Below are 21,690 nucleotides of genomic sequence, written 5' to 3'. Positions count from 1 at the left end.
GGTTCTTCCTTCCCTCCTGTAAATATACTGATGCTGCTCTCCCGTAGGACCTGTCATCTCTGGAATAGCTTCAGTATAAACTGCTTCACATTGGGTTTACCGGACCGCTAAGGACGTTATTCGGACTTCTATGGTTCCATCCATGAACTTTACAAGTAACCAAGATGCTTACAAGCAAAAATCATATCGTTATCCAGACTTTCGTGTGTGTAATCCGGACTTCTGAATCAAAAGATGCAAATCTTTATGTTTTTTTCAAATAAAGGTTTTATACTATTCCTGAGATATTAAAGCGTATTCATAACCAAGCAATCAAGAAAGTGGTGCATTGTTCCATGGCAAACCTGAACACCATCAAACCCTACCCCATTCGGCATTATATCCGCATGATGTTCGTCATTTCCTTTGTCGTGCTCATCTTGGATCTCGTAATCAGCATTGCTTCCATCTCCATGGTCAAACAGCAATCCACCCAATACTTGCAGGATGCAGCCGATCTGTATATCAATCGCATTAATCACGATTTTGCGTACATTAATCATTTCATGGGGTGGACACTGGCCAATGACGAGAATCTCGACAACATGAATACATATGGCGTGAACAGTATTCCGTTCCTAAAGGCCAACGAGAAACTACATTTGCTCTTCGCCGAACTACAGCGAAACTACGGGCAGTCGTACAATTTCTTTTATTATTTGGAGAATAGTGAATATTTCCTCAACTGCGCGCCAATAAGTATCTCCTATTCGGATTATTCAGAAGTGAAGAAGCAGATCATTACGCTGACCCGTGATAAAGGTGTATATGAGAAGTTCTATTCCCATTGGACACCAATTCACGTGAACGGCACTTCTTATCTTATCAATATTGTGCCGTACTACAACCGTTATCTTATTGCCTTGATATCCGCAGATGAACTGATCGCCCCTCTACAGCAGATTAATCTGGGGGCCAACGGATACGCCTCTCTGGTAGACGAGAATGGAGTGCAACTTTCCGGACCTGCCGGCGGGAATCACATACCAGAAGAGAGACATTCATTTCTCGATCTGTTCCAGTCTCATAATATTGTCAGCAGCGACTTCTCCAATGCGGCATTCAGCGTGCGTATGGCCATCAAGTTTGGCGCATTCGAGAAAATTATGGTAGCTCAGCTGCTCATTATGCTGCTTTTTCTGATTGTGACCTCCACATTAAGTGCAATCATCATGTTTTTCAGGAGAAATCTGCTTGTTCCCATTCAGCGATTCTCCAAAAATCTGGCGCGTATTAACGAAGGGGACGAAGCGACAGACTTTAAGAGCAGCCGGATTATGGAACTGGAGCAGGTCAATGCACAGTTTAAAGAACTGGTAGCCCAGATTAAACGGTTCAAGATCGATCGCTACGAGCAGGAATTAGAGAAACAGAAAATACGATTGGATTATATGAAATTGCAGATTAAGCCCCACTTCTTCCTCAATTGTCTAACGAGCATGTACAGTATGGCACAGATGCAGATGTACGAGGAAATTGAGAGTATGGCCTTGGCTACGTCCCGATATTTCCGATATATCTTTCAAAGTGGGGAGAATTTCGTTCTTCTGAAGGATGAGATTGAACATGTGAGAACATTTCTGGATATCCAGAAGTCGCGTTACCGCGATGCTTTTTCCTACCGCATTGAACATCCAGATGTGATCACGGGCATCGCTGTGCCACCACTCGTCATTCAGACATTCATCGAGAATGCCGTCAAATATGGGGTCTCCCGAGATCGGGAATTATGCATTACTTTATCCGTAACGGAACAACGACAGGAAAATGGCGATCATGTGCTGATCCGGATTTCGGATACAGGTCCAGGATTCAGCCCGGATGTTCTTGACGCACTGATGCGTGGAGAAGCGCTGGAACAAACCGGTGGTAACCGGATTGGCATTATGAATACCATACAACGTTTGGAGTTGTTATATCGGGATGAAGCGAATATTACCTTTGCAAACGATGCAAGTGGCGCCCTGATCACGCTTTCCTTGCCTAAAATGATACTGAATTCAGATACTTCGGGAGAGGTGACAAACCATGAATGCATTGCTGGTTGATGATGATTATTTTGTAGTTATGGCTTTGGAAAAGAAAATCGATTGGAAGGCCTTGGGGATTCATACGATATTCACAGCCTACAATATTGCGCAGGCCAAGGAGGTTTTGCAAAATCATCCTGTTCAAATTCTCATATGTGATATTGAGATGCCCCAGGGCAGCGGGCTGGAATTACTCGCATGGGTCCGGGACGAATCGCATAATGTACAGACGATATTTCTGACCAACTACGCCGATTTCAATTATGCCCAGAAAGCAATTGAGCTGCAAAGCTTTGATTATTTTCTGAAGCCTATTGAGTTTGACAAGTTAACGCTTATTATTCAAAAGGCGGTTGCCAAAGCCCGAGACCAGCAGTTCATTGAGAAAGCCATTCATGAGGGTGAACTGTGGCAGAAAAATCGGAGCAAACTGATTGAGGATAGCTGGCGCAGGCTGATCTCTGGTAAAGCCTTTCCTTCCGGCCCTGCCGACGTCTCTGCCTTTTTGACAGAACAAAACCTGCCTTATGAAACAACAGATCTGTTTCTGCCTATCCTGGTTAACCTGTTTCCGTATGATCATACGCTGGGCAAGACGGACAAGAACCTATTCGATTACGCTTGTTTGAATGTGATGGTTGAACGGTTTCAGGACACTCTCTTCTCCATTGAAGCCATTACCGAGATCAAGGATCATAACTGGATGATTATTCTAAAATGGAACGGAGCGCCGGATGCACAGCTGATCGAATCCATGTGTGGTTCGTTCATTCCGGAGGTTAATAACTACCTCAAGTCGGATGTCTGCTGTAGTATCGGGTTCTCTCTACCGCTGGGTCAGATTCGTCATACCATCAACGAGTTGTTGCTTATGAATGAAGAACGAATCAAACACCGCAACCAAACCTTTTTACTGGAAAACTATAATAGACCTGAATTGAATTACACACCGCCTGATCTGGGATTGCTGGAGAAATTGTTGAATGAAAATCGCTTTCAGGCGTTTCTAGATGAAACGGGGCGTTATATGCATCAACTTGTCCGTGAAGAGGTGGTAGGCACCGCTGTTCTAAGTCTGTTGCGTCTTGATCTGGTGCAACTTGTGTATGCCCAATTGAAGAGTAAGGAGATCGAAGTGCACAAGCTGTATATGGGCAAAACGAATGATCAGTTGTTCATGCAATCTCTGCATTCTATTGAAGACATGCAATCCTATATTGCCTACCTGGTCAATACGGCTGCGGAATATCTGAATGTTGCCGAGCAGCCCAAGTCGGTTGTACATGAGATTACCCATTATATACGCACTCACTATGGAGAAGATCTAACGAGGAATAACCTGGGGGAGATGGTCTATCTGAATCCAGATTATCTAGCAAGACTGTTTAAGAAAGAAATGGGCATTTCACTGGGCCATTATGTCATCCATACCCGTCTTGTGGCGGCCCGACATTTGCTGGAGACCACCGCACAATCGGTGCATACCATTGCTGGAAATGTCGGTTATACCAACTACTCTCACTTCACCAAACTGTTTAAGCAAGAGATGGGCTGCAGCCCCAATGAATATCGCAAGAAGCAGAAAGAGAACTCTCATGAAACAGGATGACCTTTCTCCTGTAATACAAAATGCCACCCTGCGGATCGCACGCAGAGTGGCATTTTCTGTTTTAATATACCTTATTTATTCGCATTAATGACTTCATTCACTTCCTGAGTGATCTGGTCTCCGCCAAGCTTTTTCCAATTTGCAACAAATTTATCGAACTCGTCAATAGACAGGTTGCCATAGATGATTTTCAGAAACGTCTCAGCGCGCAATTTATCCAAGGTTGCCTGTTTGGTGTTCATGGTTCTCGTCGGGGCGTAGATAAATTCATTCATGACAATGAGGTCGTTATCCCGATAATATTTAATGACACCCTGCGAGCTTTCCGGTCCAAAAATACGTTCCATATGCCACTTATCCAGATTTCCATTGCGGTAATCCATAATATCATCGTAGAATAGCTTTGCTTCGAGCTCTAATCCGGAAGTATCTCCCGTTTTGAGCGCCTGCTCGACTTCATCTTGTGCTTTTACGTTTTTGTTGGCAGGCAGATTGGATACGGTCGCATTCTGAAAACCGAGTCCGGTTACCCCGTTCAAATATGCAGCACGCTCTTCCTTGGCTGACTCACCGAACATTTTCTCTGCTTGGAAATTCAGCAGCTTGATTAAGGCTTCCGGGTGCTCGTATCCTTTACGAACGGCGAATATGCCGCCCAAGCTAAGGTGGTTCTGCGTTTTGGCAGGCTGATCATCAATAGATTGAACCGGATAAGGCAGCCAGTCCACGTTCTTATCCTTTTTGATCATGCTGCTGACTTGAAATGGTGCCCATTGTGGGAGGAAGAATATGCCTGACTTACCCCCGTTGACATCCTCCATCATTTTTGCAAAGTCCTTCACTCCAAACTCAGGATCAATAACGCCCTTCTGGTACAGATTTTGCAGTTCTCGCAATCCTTCCTTCACTTCAGGCTGAATGGTTCCATTCACAACCTGACCTGAAGCATCCTTGATCCAGGTTTCGAGATAACCATGATAGCCGAGCAGGAACGCATTAATTGGCAAATCCTTGTTGAGTGCAATACCATACGTATCATCTTTACCATTTCCATCCGGATCTTCAAAGGTAAAGGCTTCCGCAATCTTAATGATATCCTGCATAGACTTTGGCGCTTCCAGTCCCACTTTCTTCAGCCAGTCCTGACGAATCCAGACCATATCTGAGGAATCAAGTGAGCCTGGGAAACTCACCATCGCGTAAATTTTCCCATCCTTGGTTACCGGTTTCAAGCCTGCTCCATCCTCAGCAGACATAAATTCCTTGACCAGATCGGATGCATACTTATCATAAACCTCTGTCAAATCTTCCAACATCCCAGCTTCGTGCAGTTGTTCGAACTGCACAGCACTTACTTTCAATACATCTGGCAAATCGCCACTCGCCAGGGTGACGTTCATTTTATCGTTATAATTGGCATCTGGGACAATCCAGTCATAGGTGACATCGATCCCAAGCTCGTCCTTGTATCCTCTGGTCCATATGTTATTGGCGTGTGTATCGCCTTCGGCGAGCGTTTCTTTCCCTGTTTCATTCATAGTTGATGTTAATTTGATGGGTGGATCATATTTCGTAAGCGGGCCTCCCGCATCCTGCTGTTTGTTCGGTTGCGCTTCATTCTCAGCACTACCCGTACCCGATGAACAGGCTGCAAGCGTGGTTGCCAGAACCATGGTTAACGTTAACAATGAGAATTTCTTTAATGACATGTTCATGCGAATCCCCCTTTTTATTCCCCCGTGAGGTATAATTTTATTGTATAAAGAAAGCGCTATCACTTCGAGTGTACCCCGTTGACATCTGGTATCTTTGATTTACCATTTCAGAGTTGATCTAACTTTTTTGATCCCGATATTCCTGCGGCGTGCAGCCGGTGGCTTTTTTGAAGAAACGATAAAAATAATGCTGATCACTAAATCCGACCTTGGCGGATATTTCATGCATTTTGCAGGTGGAGCCGAGAAGTAATTCCTTGCTTCGCTCAATGCGCCGGTCATGGATATAGTCGGATATGCCTTTGCCTGTTATGCGCTTGTACCAACGGGACAGATATGACGGATTAAGGGAAACCTCCTGTGCAATTCGGGTTAGCGATAGGTCATCCTCCAGATGGTGCTTGATATAATGATGAATCGTAATTAGAATCTGCGACTGATCATGGATACGTGTAACACTTCTTTTGGAGATAATCCATTCATATGCCGATTGATAGAAAACCACCAGATCAGACCAAGGCGTATGGATGTCAAAATGAAGCATACGAGATAACGCAATTTCCTCCATCGCTGATTCGTACAAGCCCAGTTCATGAAGAAGCTCGATCAGTCCATTACCTGCTCCTGAATAGATCTTCATTCGAAAGAAGGGGTCCTGAAGTCCTTCTTTTGAAACCTCTGTCCATTTGTGAAACGACTCCATCCACTCTCTGTCACCTGCTGTAACACGCTGCCTGATCAGATCCAGATGAAGAGCTGCAACACTCTGCTGATTCAGACTATTGTGGGTGTATGGCGAATCATGCTGCACATTGACCCGAAGAAGCTTCTCCATCCCAAGTCCAGGGCCCTCATGGATCGACAGGCGCAGCTGTGCAATCGCCTGACTTAACTCCATCCACTCCACCGCCTGTTCGCTCACCATAATGGAGACGGACAGATTCAGACAATCCGCACAGGATTGCTGCACAGACTCCAGCGTTCCATAGACGAAACTCAGTGTCTGTTCCCACTTCTCCTGCTGTCCTGTATGGAAGCTCGATGGCTCCACCTTTGGCTGAACAAAGCAGGCGATCACCTGATAATCCAGATCAATAGCCTTGACCTTGGCCTTATCCTGAAGCAGCTCCTCCGCAACGTTGGCAACCGCATAGCGAATTAAACTCCGGTCCGCCTGGGATTGATAGTTGTTCCACTCCTCAACCCGTATAATGACCGGGATTACAGGCTCGTTGGACATGAAAGGTAACTGGACCGCATCCAATTCTTCCTGAAGCGAGGCGGTATCATGTCTTTCCGTTCGTTTTAGGAGATCCAGCAGTAACTGTCTCTGTAGCTGCGGCAGCGCTCTGGGCAGCTTGCTGCGGAACCAGGCATGCTGGTAACGGAAATCATTTTCCTCCGATATTTGTGTTAACGCCCGCTCTACCGCTGCGCGAATATGACTCATGCCCTCTGTCTTTAACAGGTAATCCACAACACAAGGGTTACGTATTGCTTGGTGTGCATAATCAAATTCGTTATGACCTGTCAACAATAGCACTTTGCATCGTGGCCAGCGATCCATAATCTTCTCGATCAGTTCCATGCCATCCATGCCTGGCATACAGATGTCGCTGAGCACGATATCAATTTTGACAGAATTCAACCACTCGATTGCTTCAAAGGCAGAGTATGCCTTAATGATCTCCATATCCTGAAAATCCGCTTTTTGAAAGAATGCATAAAGACCATCCAAAATAACCGGTTCATCATCGACAATTAACATGCGCTGCATACGATTACTCCCGTCTCCATGGAATATTTAAAATCATGCATAAACCGCCCAACTCACTACGCTGCGCACAAAGACCATAGCCCGTCCCGAACTTGATCCGTAAACGTTGATTCACATTCATTAGTCCCGTAATCTCTTCATCCCCATGTCTCGGGTTTGCAGATTCCTGAAAGGATGCTTGCAGGCTGCTCAGGATTTCATCTGTTAATTGATCGCCATCATCTTCTATCCGAATGGACAACTTGTCGTGTTCCACTTGATAGGATAATTTCAGAATTCCTCCCTGACTGCGTTTGGCAAGGGCATGTTCGAATACGTTCTCCACAATCGGCTGAATAATGACTCGGGGAATGGCGATGTCTCGATACTCCCTACTTAGTTCCTCCAATTGCAGTTGGACTCTTGAGCCAAATCGAATTTTCTGAATAGAAGCATAGACCAAGGCATGGTCCACCTCTTCACCGAGCGATACCTCGGAATGAGAATCCCTGGACATATACCTGAAATATTGACCCAAATAGTCGGTGAATTCCTGAATTAATTCAACATTCTCGACCTCGGCCATTTGCTTGATGCTGAACAGACTGTTATATAGAAAGTGAGGCTGAATCTGGGACTGCAAATGTTTGAGTTCTGCCTCGCTGGTTCGAATCCGGGCAACATAATTTTCATCAATCAAAATATGTAAGCGCTCTATCATGTGGTTGAAGCGAGAGTATAAATAACCGAATTCATCGCGTCTGGATTGCGGAATATGAATATTTGTCTGGCCCTGCTCCGCCATTCTGAACCCGCGAATGAGCACAGATAACGGCTTGTGAATTGACCTGTAGATCGAAAAGGAGAAGATCATAATGATAACAATTGAAATAAGCGTCAACGTCCACAGCCATAGGTTGTATTGTTCCAGCGGAGCTTGGAGCACATCATTAGGGATGCTGGCTGTCAGCGTGAACGAGTGATCGGGATCATAAAGCGAATAATACAGATATGGATCGGATTGAAATCTCGTCACTTGCATGGATACAGGTGATACAGGTGATACCCGTTGCAATAATGCCGCCGACGTAGGTTCGTCTGAAGAGGAAATGGCGACATTGTGCTTCTCTCCGAAGCTCAGCGTAATATCACTGCCTCCTGTTTCCGCGAGCTGCTGTAATCTGTGCTTCAGTTCTTCTGCAGACAAGCGTATGCCTAATATAAAATTGGGTGGTTCTTCATGATTCATGTTATACGGATTGCTTTTGAGAAAATAAAGATTGTTATCCGAATAAGACAACTCACCATTCAGATTCCCCATAGTTTCCAGCAGATCCTTCCATTCTGTATCCTCTACATTGCGAATTCCGTCCACCGCGCTTACTCGTTTATGCAGAGCCGGAACGTAATACACAACATCGCTGATATAGGGACTCGTCACCATGATCTGCCCCAGCTTGTTGTGGATATTATTGAGACTGGAAGTCACCTCATATCTACTCATAATCGCAGCTCGTGTACTTAGGGTGGACATCGTTTCATCGAACGAAAATTCGGTAACAAGCCCACTCATTCTCTCCAGTTCGAATTGCAGATGATTGTGGTAAAAATAAAGCTTTGATTCATGCGCCTTCTCCACTTCCGTCTGCATTTGCTTGGAGCTGGTATGCGTGATCATAATGCTGATCCCATATAGGGGCAGGATGACGAGTACAAAAGCAATCATCAGTTTGACGACGATGGATGCATTTTTCCAGGTGCCCACCGCGAATCTCATTTCCCTTTCACTCCTCTCCTCAACGGCAAAAAGGAGCCGGAAATCGGCTCCTCCCATTGGTTTTCCTCCATCGATCTTATCCCTTTACACTACCGACAACAAGTCCATGAACGAAATACCTTTGCAGGAACGGATACACCAGCAAAATGGGGATAACGGACAAAAAGATTTGGGATGCCTGGGTCGTTCTATCCGACACCTGACTTAACAGAGTTGCATCCTCCAGGGTCATCATTTCACTCTGAATCATCGTCACTTGCTGGAGCATCGATTGCAAATACGTGGCTAGCGGATAACCTTCCGGACTTTTCATATAGATCATGCCATCAAACCAGGCGTTCCAGTGTCCCACCATGGCAAACAATGTAATGGTTGCGATACTGGGCAATGAAATGGGAAGGTAAATGCTCCATAGCGTACGGAAATGGCCTGCGCCATCCATCCAAGCCGCCTCTTCCAGCTCCTTCGGCAAACCCCGGAAGAAATTCAGCATAAGCAATACATTAAAGATCGGAACCGCTCCCGGTAATATCAGAGCCCAGATGGAATCCAAAAGGCCTGCTTCCTTGACGATCAGATAACCCGGGATTAATCCTCCACTGAATAGCATGGTAAAGACAAAAACCCACGCATAGAACGTTCTGGAACGAAACTTTGCTGCCTCTTTGGAGAGCGGATAGGCTACGAGAATCGTGAAAATCAGGTTGGTCGCAACTCCGAGTACCACACGGAGAAGACTTGTACCGAATGAATTTAGAAACTGCTGATTTTCGAGAATGTATTTATACGAGGAGAAGGTGAAGTCCACCGGCCAGAATGTGACACTCCCCGCCTTGACTGCATCACTTGAACTAAACGAAATTGCCAGAATATTCACAATAGGAAACAGACATAGCAAGGCAAGAAGGGTCAGGATGACATAATTGATTCCCAGAAACCAACGGTAGGCTCTTGAAGCGTGATGCATGTTCTTGCCTCCTTTCTAGAAAATCCGATAATTGGCTAATCGATAGGCTAGGAAATAACCAAGCCCGATAAAGATAAACGAAACGACTGACTTAATGAGACCCAATGCGGTTGATACCGAATACTGCGCATCTTGCAGACCGATCCGATAGATCATCGTATCCAGAATGTCTCCGGATTCATAGACCAGTGGATTGTAGAGGTTGAACACTTGGTCAAAACCACCGTTAAGCACGTTACCCAGACTCAGTGTAACCATTAGAATCACGATGGGACGAATGCCAGGCAGCGTAATATGCCAGGTCTGCTTCCATCTTCCTGCTCCATCCATGACAGATGCTTCGTACAGGGATTTATCAATGTTTGTCAGTGCGGCCAAATATATAATCGTGCCAAATCCGAATTCTTTCCATTGGTCCGTAATGACGAGTATGTAAGGAAACCATTCGTTACTGGCCAGGAATTGAACCGGCTCTACACCTACTGCTTTAAGCAGCATATTTACGATCCCGGTACTGGGAGATAATACATCCACAATGATTCCGGCCAAAATGACCCAGGAAAAGAAATGCGGCATATAGATGACCGTCTGAATCGTTCTTTTAAAACCTGTTTTGCGCACCTCGTTCAGCAGCAGGGCCACAAGTACCGGAATGACCAAACCGGACACAATTTTCATCGCGGAAATAAATACCGTATTCCATACGACCTGACCGAACCCCGGCAGATCGAATAGATACCTGAAATTGTCCAGGCCGACCCAGTTCATATTTTTGAATCCGGCAATGGGAGAGAAATTCTGAAAGGCAATGGAGAGTCCCGCCATCGGAATGTAACCGAATACAATAATAATGATCAATCCAGGCAATATCATGAGATGAAGCGGAACGTTTCGTATAAATTGTTTGTAGTTGGAACGCATGAGCTGTCTCCTCCTTCAAATTCATTATAGAATCCGTCAGGAATCGGCAATAGTGTAGGCTATTTACTTTAGGTATCTTTTGTTGACCCTCTTCGTTGAACGCCAAAAAACCGCTAGTGTCGCGGTTCTAAGGCTGCATCAGGTTACTATTGAAATATTAAAACTTATTAGTTCTGGACATCCATAACCAATACATTGACCGAATGAGCAGGAAGCTGCAAAACAACCGAATCCTCCTGCAGATGAATCACTTGTTCTTGTGGAACAATTTTCTCATCATTCTTCTGGTTCACATTAGGAACATGTAGCAATTCTTCATCTCCGCCAAGTGTTATCCATTTCGCAGAAGAGGTAACGTTTAGATTTTGAAGGTGAATTTGGGTTGCTTTGTCCACCCCATCTGCGTTCACCAGCTTCACATACACATGCTGCGCATCTCTCGTAACGGAATGGAATACATCCCGGTTGTACGCTTCCAACTTGTAATCCAGAATTCTGCTAGTAGTGTGACCATCGGTATAAGAGCAGATCAGATTCTTCCCTGTATCGCTACCATAATTGACAGTAATCGTATAATTCGTATCGTTCGCCAGCGGTTCATAGTTGGTTGCCCGGAGATTCCCCGCCGCTGAACTGGAAGAATAATCACCCAGAGTATAGCCTTCTACACCTTGCTTATATACTTTGACTCCTGTTGCATTGCCGCCATAACCGATTGTGTATTCGATGACATCCTTTTTCTCAGGTGATACATCCGTCAATCCAACACCGATGGTGAAGCCATCCTCACCCGCTATACGCTGAGCCTCGACTTCCACTTTATAATTCGACCATTCATCGTTCAGAAGGAATAATCCATTCAGTCCGCTTGACTGGGCTTTCAAAATCAGTCCTTTTTCCTTCTCCAGCGTGTATCCTGCCGATCCCGGAATCGAATTCCATGCCTCATTCAGAGCTGTCCGCTCCCTGAAATCTTCTGTAAACAGCACGCTGCCATCCTGGTTCGATGTGACCGTAATCCGTTTCACCACAATATCGGCATTGCCTGTCGCAATCTCGATGCCGCCACGTGGAATGAGTTCCATCGGTTGACCCTTGCTGTACGTTGTAAATGAAGTGCCCAGCACCTGCTCACCCACATACTTGGCAAAAAGCTGCTGCACATAATAATTCGGTGTATACCACACCGTTTCATCATCAAACCAGATGCAGTCCGGCGTCCAGCGGTAAGTGCCATCCGTCAGTACTTTGTTGAACAGCGGCGCATAGGCAGCCAGACGAACAACGTCCGCATTATTTTCAAAACCGGTCATGACTGCAGCTTCTGCGATCGCACCTGCCAGTGTATTTTTGTCCGTGGATGCATATTCTCCCACAAATACCTTGGATGTCTCTGTCCAATCCATACTGCCGTCTTCATGATAAGCCCGCTCATAATAGTTGTACCGATCCACGTTGTTCAGCAAATAGTCATTGGAGCGATAGTAGTGCTCATCCGCAATGGTATCCATATAGTTGTCCTGGTTCTCATACCAAGTGACCGTCTCCTCGATGACCTCTTTGCCATCTGCAAAAGCAACCTGAGCTGATCCGGTCAGATTGCCGCTCAGGAATTTCCAGCCCTGTTGGTACGCATCATCGTCCGCCTGGGCGCCGACTGTCGAAATGATATGAAGCTCATGATCAGGATAATTACGTTTCATATACTCATCAATTGACGTCTTGAATACTTCAAAGTTGGCAAAAAATTCGGTTCCCCAGTTCTCATTACCTACGCCAAGATAACGTAGATCGAATGGTTCAGGATGTCCCATGCTGCTTCGAATGGCAGCCCATTCATTATGTTCAATATCCGTGCTGAGCGCGAAATCGATCAGGTCTGTAAAGTTTCGGATATAGTAATCCCTCAAAGCGCCACCCGCCGGGTGTGCGTAATCCGAACGAGCCTGACACAGAACGCCACAGGCCATGACCGGCACCGGAGCAGCATTCAAATCTTCTGCCAGTTGGAAATACTCCATATAGCCGAGACCCATCGTCATCATGTAACCCCAGACGTTATAGTTCTCTTTGCGAAGCTCCACCGCTCCCACCGAATCCTTCCAGTCATACACATTGTCCCAAATAAACGAACCTTCGGAAATGCATCCCCCCGGAAAACGCAGAAACTTCGGATGCAGATCAACAAGGGCTTGAACCAGATCTTTCCTAAGCCGATAGTTCGGATTCCCGGTGTAGTTGGCATGTGCTGAAGCGGATACTCCCTGCTCTTTTGGATCGGCTCCCCATACATCCTGCGGAATCAACGACACCATGTCTATGGAAATGTCTCCTTCAAAGGAAAGTACCAATTGCCCAAGCGCGGTCTCCGTTCCGGTCAAGGCCACGTTGGAATTGGTGATGTTGGGAGAATTGTGGTGAGTCAACACATGGCTGCCACTTGCATGACCGCTGAATTCGGCATTAGCCACAAGGACACGGGTATCGGAATAGGTGATCCCGTACTTCTTCCATGTGTTACCGCCCTCAACTTGCAGGGTAACAGAATCGCTGATGGCATCACCGTTCCCGTACTGCAATTGAACCGTAATCGTTCCTGCGGATACTGCCTTGGCCCAGACGGTAAAATCATATGCCTCTCCTTTCTTGATGGACATGGCACAATGCTCATTGGAATCGGAGAATCCGCGATTTCGAATGGTCGCACCCGTCTGAACCGTTACATAATAAGCGTTCACTTCCGGGTCTTCTACGTTAAGATGAGTGTTTATTCCATCGGTATGCTGTACGATCATTTTCTCGGTATCCCCTGACCAGGCAAACAAAGGATCACGGTTCCGGCCTGTCGAACAACCACATTCGCCAGAGTCATGCGAGTACGTATCGAATGCAAAGGATTCGAACGAACGGTTCTGAACTAACTCCGCATAGATTCCCCCATCTGCTGCATTGTTGATATCCTCGTAGAACAGGCCGTACATCACTTCACTAATATCCGCCACATGCTGGTCCCCATGGATTGTAACGGTATAAGGCGGAAGATGTTCTGGCACAACGGACACATCAAAACTTTTGTTCAGCGTATTTCCACCTTTGGTTAAAAGTGCGTTCAAACGAATCTCCTGTGCTGAGCTCAGGGGTTGAACTTGTCCATTCGCTGACAGAACTTCTGGCTGACTTGATTTCCATTGAACGTTTACCTTGCCCCCCAGCAAATCTACAGGCAATGACACGTCTTTGGTAATAATCCGGGCTGGAGCAGACAAATATTTATCTCCTGCCAGCTTCACAATCTCTTCATCCGTCAGGGACTCGCACATGACTTCGATCACTTCATCCATGGACAGAGCCGCCTGATAAATCCGAAAATCAGACAGTGAGCCTGCAAAATCCACATCTGCCGCGTACTGAGAACGTCCAATATAATTGCGGCTATAATTCGCAGGATCCACGAACGAATCAAACCATCTGCGCAGCTTGGCATAGTTGCCACTAGACGTCTGACTGATGGAGCCATCCGCTACTTTCTCTCCATTCACATATACAACCGGACCCGCGCTGCTGCGTGTGCCGCCCTGACTACCTGCTACTGACAAAGCAACATGCATCCATTCCCCACTGGCAAATCCACGTCCCGGGTCTACAACCAGATCATCGCCTGCATATAACGTGCCTCGCATCTGACGAGTCAGAAATAAATAGGGGCCCTTTTCTCCTTTGCCGAAGTCGAAAATCCGCTCCCACACGTTCGATCCCTTGCCTAAATGGACCCATGCTGCAACAGTTACTCCAGTGTTGTCGCTTACATTTTGCAGCAAATTCGAAGGCAATTCCATATAGGATGTTCCGTTCGATCCTCCAGTAAAAGTAACCGCCCATCTGCCATTCACTTCGGAAATGTCGGGTATTTTCTCTCCTGCGGCGCCTCCAACGTGCCCATTTCCTGAACTATCCTTGCCAATGTCGGCTGCATCTTCAAACTTGTAGTGTGCAATTAGTTGATTATGAAATGTATTCATGTTCATTCCTCCTATGTAGCGTAAATTATCGTAGATAAGCTTTCTTTAATTCGTATAAATATAAATTGATTGATAAATATATAAACACATGATCTAATCGTATAGTATCTTATTCCGAGTAAAGATTTCAATCCCAAAATTACAAAAAATCCGTTATATCATAGGAATTATTTCGAATACATCGACCTTTTGCTTATCTCCCTCTCCATCCTAAAGTCACCCTAACCCTGATATTTATGGTTTACAAATATATAAATTGATTGATAATATAGCAAATGAAAGCGCTTGATAATTTATGAGAACCAAAAGGAGGGCTGTCAGAGCAAATAACGTTTGCGGCAATGAATAGGGTGATTTTTCATTTCAGGTATTGGAAAGGGGAAACGTATGAAACGTTATTGGGTAAGCGTACTTAACATTTCTTTACTGAGCTCTGCATTACTTACGACAACAGCTTTGGCTCCTGTCTCCGTATTCGCGGATAGTCCGGGGGCAATCCGTTCCAACCCGCAAGTTTCCACATCCATTGAGAATGCGGTTCCAGCATTCAGGAATGTTTCCGTTCATGACCCTTCCGTTATTAAGGTGGGTGATACCTTTTATATTTTTGGTTCACATCTTCAAGTGGCAAAGTCCAAAGATTTGATGAATTGGGATTCGGTCGCCTCCGGGGTTACGGATGACAACCCTGTTGTCCCTAATGTAACCAAGGAATTCGCTGAAGCCCTGCAATGGGCGCAGACCGATACGTTATGGGCAGCAGACGTCATCCAGTTGGCGGATGGAAAATTTTATATGTACTACAATGCATGCAAAGGGGACTCTCCCCGCTCTGCGTTAGGTGTTGCTGTGGCAGATAACATTGAGGGCCCTTATAAAGATCAGGGTATTCTGCTCAAATCCGGCATGTGGGATGAGATTAGTGAGGATGGCACCATATACGATGCAACCATACATCCAAATGTGGTCGACCCTAATGTATTTTTCGACAAAAACGGCAAGCTCTGGATGGTATACGGTTCCTATTCCGGGGGGATTTTCATTCTGGAGATGGACGAAACGACGGGGAAACCTCTCCCTAATCAGGGTTATGGCAAAAAACTGACCGGAGGCAATCACAGCCGAATTGAAGCACCTTATATGCTCTATAATCCCGAAACCGACTATTATTATCTGTATCTGTCCTATGGCGGATTGGGTGCTGACGGGGGATATAACATTCGGGTAGCTCGCTCCAAAACACCGGACGGCCCTTTCCTCGATGCTGAAGGAAACGATATGATCAACGTCAAGGCGGACAAGGACAAACCCTTGTTTGACGACCGTTCGATCGAGCCATTTGGCGTCAAATTACTAGGAAACTTCCTGTTTCAAAGACAGATCGGTGACCCCGGCACAGGTCAAGGTATCGGCTATGTATCACCAGGACATAACTCCGCTTATGTTGACGCTGAAACGGGAAAACAATTTCTGATCTTCCATTCCCGCTTTCCAGGACGCGGCGAAGAGCATGAAGTCCGCGTCCATGAGATGCATATGAACTCGGAAGGATGGCCTGTTGTTTCTCCCTATCGCTATGCGGGCTTAGAAGAGGATACTGCCGCATTGAAAACCCAGGATATTGCTGGTCAGTACAAATGGGTGAATCACGGGAAGGAAATTACGGCCGAGATCAAATCTTCACAGACCGTTCAGTTCACAGCAGATGGGCAGATTAGTGGTGCGGTGACGGGAACATGGAGTCTTGATGCAGACAATCAGGTGCAAATCACATCGAATAATATTGTGTATAAAGGTGTCTTCACGCATGAATGGGAGCCATATTCCCAAAAGACGGTTCTGACCTTTAGCGCTCTCTCCTCGTCTGGCGTGGCAATCTGGGGAAGTCAGATGGCTGCAATGAAGGATCAGGATATTGTTAATGCGGTGAAAAAGGATCTGAGTATCGGCGACACAGGGAACATATTCTTCAACCTGTCCCTCCCGACCAAGGGAACTCGTGATGCAGAGATTACATGGAAATCTTCCAACACCTCTGCGCTGTCCGCTACCGGAATAGTGAATCGTCCTCGCACAGGTAAGGGAGATGCCAAGGTAGCATTAACGGCAACGATTCGCAAAGGTAGTGCGGTAAGCTCCAAAACGTTTAACGTTATCATTCCACAGCAAGCGGTAAGTCCACTGCTTGGAGAATATACTTTTGATCAAAAGAAACTTGCAAAAATCGCACAGGATTTCAGCAAAAATGAATACCATGGCCAAGCTTTTAATGTGGCGACTTCTGCTATTAGCAGTAAGAATCAGGCTGCTGCTTTTAATGGAACCGACAGCTACATCCAAATGCCTGGTATCATTACCGATACGACGGATTTCACCTTTAGTGCATGGGTCAACTGGAGTGGCGGGGGAGCCTGGCAGCGAATTTTCGACTTTGGAAATGGCCTGAACAGACATATGTTCCTTACTCCCGCCCAACATACCGGAGCACTGCAATTCACCATTCATGATCAGGGACGGGATCAGAGCCTGATTGCTGCTGAACCGCTGCCCTCCAATCAATGGGTGCATGTCGCTGTTACCCTTCAGGAAAATACCGGCACGTTGTACGTGAATGGAAAAGCTGTAGCAAGCAGCACGGAAATCACGTTTAACCCGAAGGATCTGCAAGTGACGGAAGCTTATTTGGGCAAAAGCCGCTATACAGCTGATCCTTTCTATAAAGGCTCAATGGATAACGTAAAAGTATATGATAAAGCGTTAACCTCTACAGAAATTCAGCGTCAGGCAAAAGAAAAGCCTTAATCAGGATACCTGCCGGAGGTGTTGGATCTATAAAACAAATACCAATAAAGCAGCCGATTTCTCAGGCTGTTTTATTGGTATTATCATTTAAATCTTCTGTATTTATTCCTGTGGTCCGGCTGCTGCAATTTCCGCAATTCGTTCGTTTACATTCCCTTCATACCAACCACCGTGATAACAGAGGATTTTTTCGATGTCATATGCAGCAAATTTGCTTAGCGATTCGTAAGCTTGCTTCAAATCCGGTGTCTGCACGGGGTTAGGTCCTTGCAGTTGTCCCCCGCGAATTAACATGGCATCACCAGCAATTAATGTTTTGGAAGCAGGTTGGTACAAACTGATATGCCCAGGTGTATGTCCTGGCGTCTCAATAACAATGACTCCGCCACCGAATGCCAATTCGTCGCCATCTTCAACAGTATCTGTAACGACAGCTCCAGACACTAAAGGGAAATGGGACGTTTTGAGCTGCACTGTTGGAGGCATTTGTTTTAGAAGGGGAAGCTCTCCATCGATATAAGGACGATCAGCAGCATGTGCATACACCTTTTTACCCGGATAGGTCTTGATGATTTCGGTTAGATTGCCAATATGATCCGGGTCCTGATGCGTGAGCAGAATACCTGTTAACTGTTCAATGGAATATCCAGCTTCCTTCAACTTGGAGGATACTTCTTGCACCATTCCCGCCACGCCTGTGTCCACAAGAATAAATTCATCTTCCGAATATAACAGCGAAGGCGTGAATGTCCACATGCCTTGCGGAAGCTCAATACCGAGTTCGAGAGAAATTACACCTGATTTTTTCATTTTTATGATCTCCTTTTACGCTTGGATTGTGAGTTCATTCATTAGTTCACATAATGCTTCAATGGCATTGTCCGAGAAAAACAATTCCATGTTGGACTGGGTAACGGTTGCCGTTTCCGCCGCGTACTCAAACATCTTGGTTTCATATTCCTGCACGGCTTTGTCAAGATCAGCATGATTTATAATGGAATTGGCAAGCTCGGCAGCATCCAGCATCGCCAGATTGGCCCCTGCTCCCGCAAAGGGAGACATCAGGTGGGCGGCATCGCCTATCAGTGTAACGCCAGATTTATGTTCCCACTGGTGAGGGACAGGCAGCATATATATTCGTCTGGGTGTGATTGCCCCGTTAGCACATCGGATATAACTCTTCAGTTGTTCGTCCCAATCTTCAAATAACGGCAATATCTCTTTCTTAGCTTCTTCCAAGTTCTCAAAAGGAATATTGCTCTGTTCCAGCCAATCTCGTTCCACCTGGAAACCCAGGTAAACCCGAATCCGTTTGTCACCATTCAGCTGTGCCATAATTCCTTTGTGATCGCCCAAGGCATACATACTTCCCATCCCATTAAATGCTGCAAGTTCGGGAAACTGGGCTGCGGCATTCAGGATGTTAAGTTCAATCATGCTCACACCCGAATATTCTGCGGTTGCATCACTGACCAATGGACGAACTTTGGAAAAAGCACCATCTGCTGCAATGACCAGATCAACGGTTTCGGTAAACCCATTTTCAAACCGCAGTTCATGTTTTCCCTGATCAAGCGGTACAGCCTTCAACAATTTATACCCCCATTGAATGGAATTCGGCTGCAGCGAGTCAAGCAGCATCGTCCGCAGCACGGAACGGTCAATTTCAGGACGGTCATGTTCTGTAGGATCAAGGTCTCCCTGGGCATCAAGCAGAATGTTTCCTCTTTTATTCGAAAGTTTTAATGCCTGTCCTTCAAAACGGCAAATGGCATGGAACTGATCGAGTAGTCCGGCCATCTGTAATGCTTTTTGACCGCTCTCCTGATCCAAATCAAGTGTACCTCCTTGTTCGCGAAATGCAGGATATGGATCACTTTCATACACGACAGGACTGTAACCAGCCTGCTGCAAAATTCTTGCCAAAGTGAGTCCGCCAGGACCCGCTCCAATAATAGCGATACGTTTATGTTGATTACTCATAGCAATCACTCCTAGATTTATTATTTAATTTCATGTTGTTTCCTGTTCACAAACTTATCTTAGCGCTTGAAGTTAAACGGAATTTAAATGGATAAAGAAATCAGCATATTCATCTTCTCGTCAGAATGTTTCACATCTGAAGATCTGACGAAAAACCAAAAAAGCACCAGTCGTTAAACGACTGATGCTCCACTAAATCCGATCCCATATTCCACACATTCAATCTAATTTCAGGATTTTTCAGTGATCAGGGGTAAACTCACAACAAATTCCGATCCCTGTCCCAGCTCACTTTTGGCAGTAACTTGTCCGCCATGCATCATCACAATTTTTTGGACAAGAGACAGCCCAAGTCCATTGCCTCCCCGGGAACGGGTTCGAGCTTTATCCGCCTTGAAAAACCGTTCAAAAATGTGCAGCTGATCTTCTGGTGAGATGCCCACGCCATTGTCCGTGATTGCACATACGACCTCATCTTGATGACAATCAAGTTTTACCCCAATAGTTCCTTCTTCTGGTGTGAATTTGATTGCATTATGCAGAAGATTGATCCACACCTGACTTAGCAAATCCTCGTTCCCTATAATCGTAGTCACAGGCAGAGATACATCCAAATGAATTTGTTTTTCAGCCCACTGGGGTTCCAGCATAAGAAGGATGTTCTCAAGTTGTCTGTCCAAACGATAAGCTTTCTTCTCCATGGAAGTATAATCGGACTCCAATGCGGAAAGACGCAACAAATTACCACTCAGCTTGGATAATCGCTTACTCTCCGTTTCAATAATATCTGCATATAACACGATTTGCTCTTGATTCACACTTTTATTTTTCAGCAACGAGGCATACCCACTGATGGAAGCGAGCGGGGACTGGATCTCGTGAGATACATTGGATATAAAATCCTGGCGCATCTTTTCCACCGAGCCAAGTTCTCTAGCCATGGTATTTACGCTGTCCACCACCTCCTGATACGGGCCCTGTTCGACCTCCATCTTCACAGATACATTGAAATCTCCCTTGGCAATCCTGCTCATCGCTTCAAGCAATTCTGTACGTTGTTTATTGAAAATGAATCTGCGATCCTTCCGTTCTTCGCCACGGATCCATGCCCACACGTAACCTACCAACGGCATAAGAGCCAAGCCAACAATCGCAGTAAGAAGATGGGCAATCAGTTCCGGGGGTTTCCCAGTCACCTTATAGATCCACTGCATTAGCACATATCCAACACATAGAGATACACAGAAGAGCACCAGGAAGAAAATCGTTCGCCTTATAAACATATCCATCTCCGCTCGATTGAAAGCCCCTTCTTTCTTCAAGGTGTCTCCTCCAATCGGTAACCCAATCCTCGAATGGTTGTAATCTTGAAACCTGCCGTCTCCGGTTGATAACGTTCTCTCAACCGATTGATATGTACATCCAATGTGCGTTCATTTCCTTCAAAATCATACCCCCATAAATCCTCAATCAACTGATTACGGGAGAGTGTTTTATTGGCATTACCCGCAAGCTTAAATAACAATTCAAACTCTTTCATAGGAATCGTATGAGTATTCCCCTCCATAATGACGGCATAACTGCTTCTGTCTAGCGTGATTCGTCCAACGGTAACCGATTGGGAGGCATTTATTTTATAACGCTTCAGCAATGCCTTCGTACGGGCTATCAGTTCAGCAGGTTCAAACGGTTTGGTGAGGTAATCATCCGTACCCATTTCAAATCCTTTGACTTTTTGAGTGATATCCTCCTTCGCAGTTAGCATTAAAATCGGAATATCCTCATGATAGCGCCGAAGCTCGCGACACAATTCAAAACCGTCCATATTTGGCATCATAATATCTATAATGCAAAGGCTTGGATTCACTTCTGCTACTTTTTGCAGCGCATCATGTCCATCAACCGCTTCAATTGTAAGAAATCCCTCCTGTTTCAGGATCGTACTTACAAGTTCGCGGATATAAACATCATCATCGACAATTAGAATTTGATTCATTACCGGACCCCCTTTCACTCATTCAGGAAGATCGTACGACACGAATTTAAACAAAATATAAATAGCGTAAAATCTA

Annotated in this window: 13 protein-coding genes; 3 read left to right on the top strand and 10 right to left on the bottom strand. The window is 45.6% G+C overall.

From position 1 onward, the window contains the following. Positions 1–335: 335 nt before the first annotated feature. Both A6049_RS05160 and A6049_RS05155 read left to right on the top strand, forming a co-directional pair. On the top strand, positions 336–2,087 hold the full coding sequence (locus A6049_RS05160) for a sensor histidine kinase (RefSeq protein ID WP_063563575.1): 1,752 nt from the start codon (positions 336–338) through the stop codon (positions 2,085–2,087). Further along, entirely contained in the window at positions 2,068–3,678 is a 1,611-nt protein-coding gene (locus A6049_RS05155) for a response regulator (protein ID WP_063563574.1), read from the top strand. The genes A6049_RS05160 and A6049_RS05155 overlap by 20 nt, the downstream gene beginning before the upstream one ends. A gap of 71 nt (positions 3,679–3,749) precedes the next feature. Here A6049_RS05155 and A6049_RS05150 read toward each other — a convergent pair whose 3' ends face one another. From A6049_RS05150 to A6049_RS05125, 6 genes are all read right to left on the bottom strand, one after another. Next, the gene (locus tag A6049_RS05150) at positions 3,750–5,393 is read right to left on the bottom strand and encodes an extracellular solute-binding protein (protein WP_063563573.1); all 1,644 of its coding nucleotides are present in this window, start codon (positions 5,391–5,393) and stop codon (positions 3,750–3,752) included. Positions 5,394–5,511: 118 nt separating this feature from the next. Further along, positions 5,512–7,170, bottom strand: coding sequence for a response regulator transcription factor (locus A6049_RS05145; protein ID WP_063563572.1), 1,659 nt, complete (start codon positions 7,168–7,170; stop codon positions 5,512–5,514). A gap of 4 nt (positions 7,171–7,174) precedes the next feature. Continuing rightward, a complete protein-coding gene (locus A6049_RS05140; RefSeq protein WP_091000676.1) occupies positions 7,175–8,926 on the bottom strand; it encodes a sensor histidine kinase in 1,752 nt (583 codons plus the stop codon). 76 nt (positions 8,927–9,002) lie between these two features. After that, positions 9,003–9,893, bottom strand: coding sequence for a carbohydrate ABC transporter permease (locus tag A6049_RS05135; protein ID WP_063563570.1), 891 nt, complete (start codon positions 9,891–9,893; stop codon positions 9,003–9,005). A gap of 15 nt (positions 9,894–9,908) precedes the next feature. Beyond that, on the bottom strand, positions 9,909–10,814 hold the full coding sequence (locus A6049_RS05130; protein WP_063563569.1) for an ABC transporter permease: 906 nt from the start codon (positions 10,812–10,814) through the stop codon (positions 9,909–9,911). Positions 10,815–10,981: 167 nt separating this feature from the next. After that, positions 10,982–14,833, bottom strand: coding sequence for an alpha-L-arabinofuranosidase C-terminal domain-containing protein (locus tag A6049_RS05125; RefSeq protein ID WP_063563568.1), 3,852 nt, complete (start codon positions 14,831–14,833; stop codon positions 10,982–10,984). Between the two features lie 387 nt (positions 14,834–15,220). Between A6049_RS05125 and abnB the strand changes: the two genes are divergently transcribed. Continuing rightward, positions 15,221–17,635: an arabinan endo-1,5-alpha-L-arabinosidase AbnB gene (gene abnB / locus A6049_RS05120; protein WP_063563567.1), complete on the top strand. Its 2,415-nt coding sequence runs from the start codon at positions 15,221–15,223 to the stop codon at positions 17,633–17,635. Between the two features lie 102 nt (positions 17,636–17,737). Here abnB and A6049_RS05115 read toward each other — a convergent pair whose 3' ends face one another. The 4 genes from A6049_RS05115 to A6049_RS05100 form a co-directional block, all read right to left on the bottom strand. Next, positions 17,738–18,445, bottom strand: coding sequence for an MBL fold metallo-hydrolase (locus tag A6049_RS05115; protein ID WP_063563566.1), 708 nt, complete (start codon positions 18,443–18,445; stop codon positions 17,738–17,740). A 15-nt stretch (positions 18,446–18,460) separates the two neighbouring features. Further along, positions 18,461–19,618, bottom strand: a complete 1,158-nt coding sequence (locus A6049_RS05110; protein ID WP_063563565.1) for an FAD-dependent oxidoreductase — start codon at positions 19,616–19,618, stop codon at positions 18,461–18,463. A 230-nt stretch (positions 19,619–19,848) separates the two neighbouring features. Beyond that, positions 19,849–20,940, bottom strand: a complete 1,092-nt coding sequence (locus tag A6049_RS05105) for a sensor histidine kinase (RefSeq protein ID WP_205411988.1) — start codon at positions 20,938–20,940, stop codon at positions 19,849–19,851. Next, positions 20,937–21,614: a response regulator transcription factor gene (locus A6049_RS05100; RefSeq protein WP_063563564.1), complete on the bottom strand. Its 678-nt coding sequence runs from the start codon at positions 21,612–21,614 to the stop codon at positions 20,937–20,939. The genes A6049_RS05105 and A6049_RS05100 overlap by 4 nt, the downstream gene beginning before the upstream one ends. Between the last annotated feature and the right edge of the window lie 76 nt (positions 21,615–21,690).

It is taken from the genome of Paenibacillus sp. O199 (assembly GCF_001636635.1).
GTDB classification, from domain to species: Bacteria; Bacillota; Bacilli; order Paenibacillales; family Paenibacillaceae; genus Paenibacillus; species Paenibacillus marchantiae.
This window is presented reverse-complemented; position numbering and strand designations above follow the sequence as displayed.

What these genes read in the sequence shown, in the direction of transcription:
- A6049_RS05145 (WP_063563572.1), bottom strand. Translation starts at nt 7,170, where the DNA reads ATGCAGCGCATGTTAATTGTCGATGATGAACCGGTTATTTTGGATGGT.
- A6049_RS05110 (WP_063563565.1), bottom strand. Translation starts at nt 19,618, where the DNA reads ATGAGTAATCAACATAAACGTATCGCTATTATTGGAGCGGGTCCTGGC.
- A6049_RS05140 (WP_091000676.1), bottom strand. Translation starts at nt 8,926, where the DNA reads ATGAGATTCGCGGTGGGCACCTGGAAAAATGCATCCATCGTCGTCAAA.
- A6049_RS05125 (WP_063563568.1), bottom strand. Translation starts at nt 14,833, where the DNA reads ATGAATACATTTCATAATCAACTAATTGCACACTACAAGTTTGAAGAT.
- A6049_RS05160 (WP_063563575.1), top strand. Translation starts at nt 336, where the DNA reads ATGGCAAACCTGAACACCATCAAACCCTACCCCATTCGGCATTATATC.
- abnB (WP_063563567.1), top strand. Translation starts at nt 15,221, where the DNA reads ATGAAACGTTATTGGGTAAGCGTACTTAACATTTCTTTACTGAGCTCT.
- A6049_RS05155 (WP_063563574.1), top strand. Translation starts at nt 2,068, where the DNA reads ATGAATGCATTGCTGGTTGATGATGATTATTTTGTAGTTATGGCTTTG.
- A6049_RS05100 (WP_063563564.1), bottom strand. Translation starts at nt 21,614, where the DNA reads ATGAATCAAATTCTAATTGTCGATGATGATGTTTATATCCGCGAACTT.
- A6049_RS05130 (WP_063563569.1), bottom strand. Translation starts at nt 10,814, where the DNA reads ATGCGTTCCAACTACAAACAATTTATACGAAACGTTCCGCTTCATCTC.
- A6049_RS05135 (WP_063563570.1), bottom strand. Translation starts at nt 9,893, where the DNA reads ATGCATCACGCTTCAAGAGCCTACCGTTGGTTTCTGGGAATCAATTAT.
- A6049_RS05150 (WP_063563573.1), bottom strand. Translation starts at nt 5,393, where the DNA reads ATGAACATGTCATTAAAGAAATTCTCATTGTTAACGTTAACCATGGTT.
- A6049_RS05115 (WP_063563566.1), bottom strand. Translation starts at nt 18,445, where the DNA reads ATGAAAAAATCAGGTGTAATTTCTCTCGAACTCGGTATTGAGCTTCCG.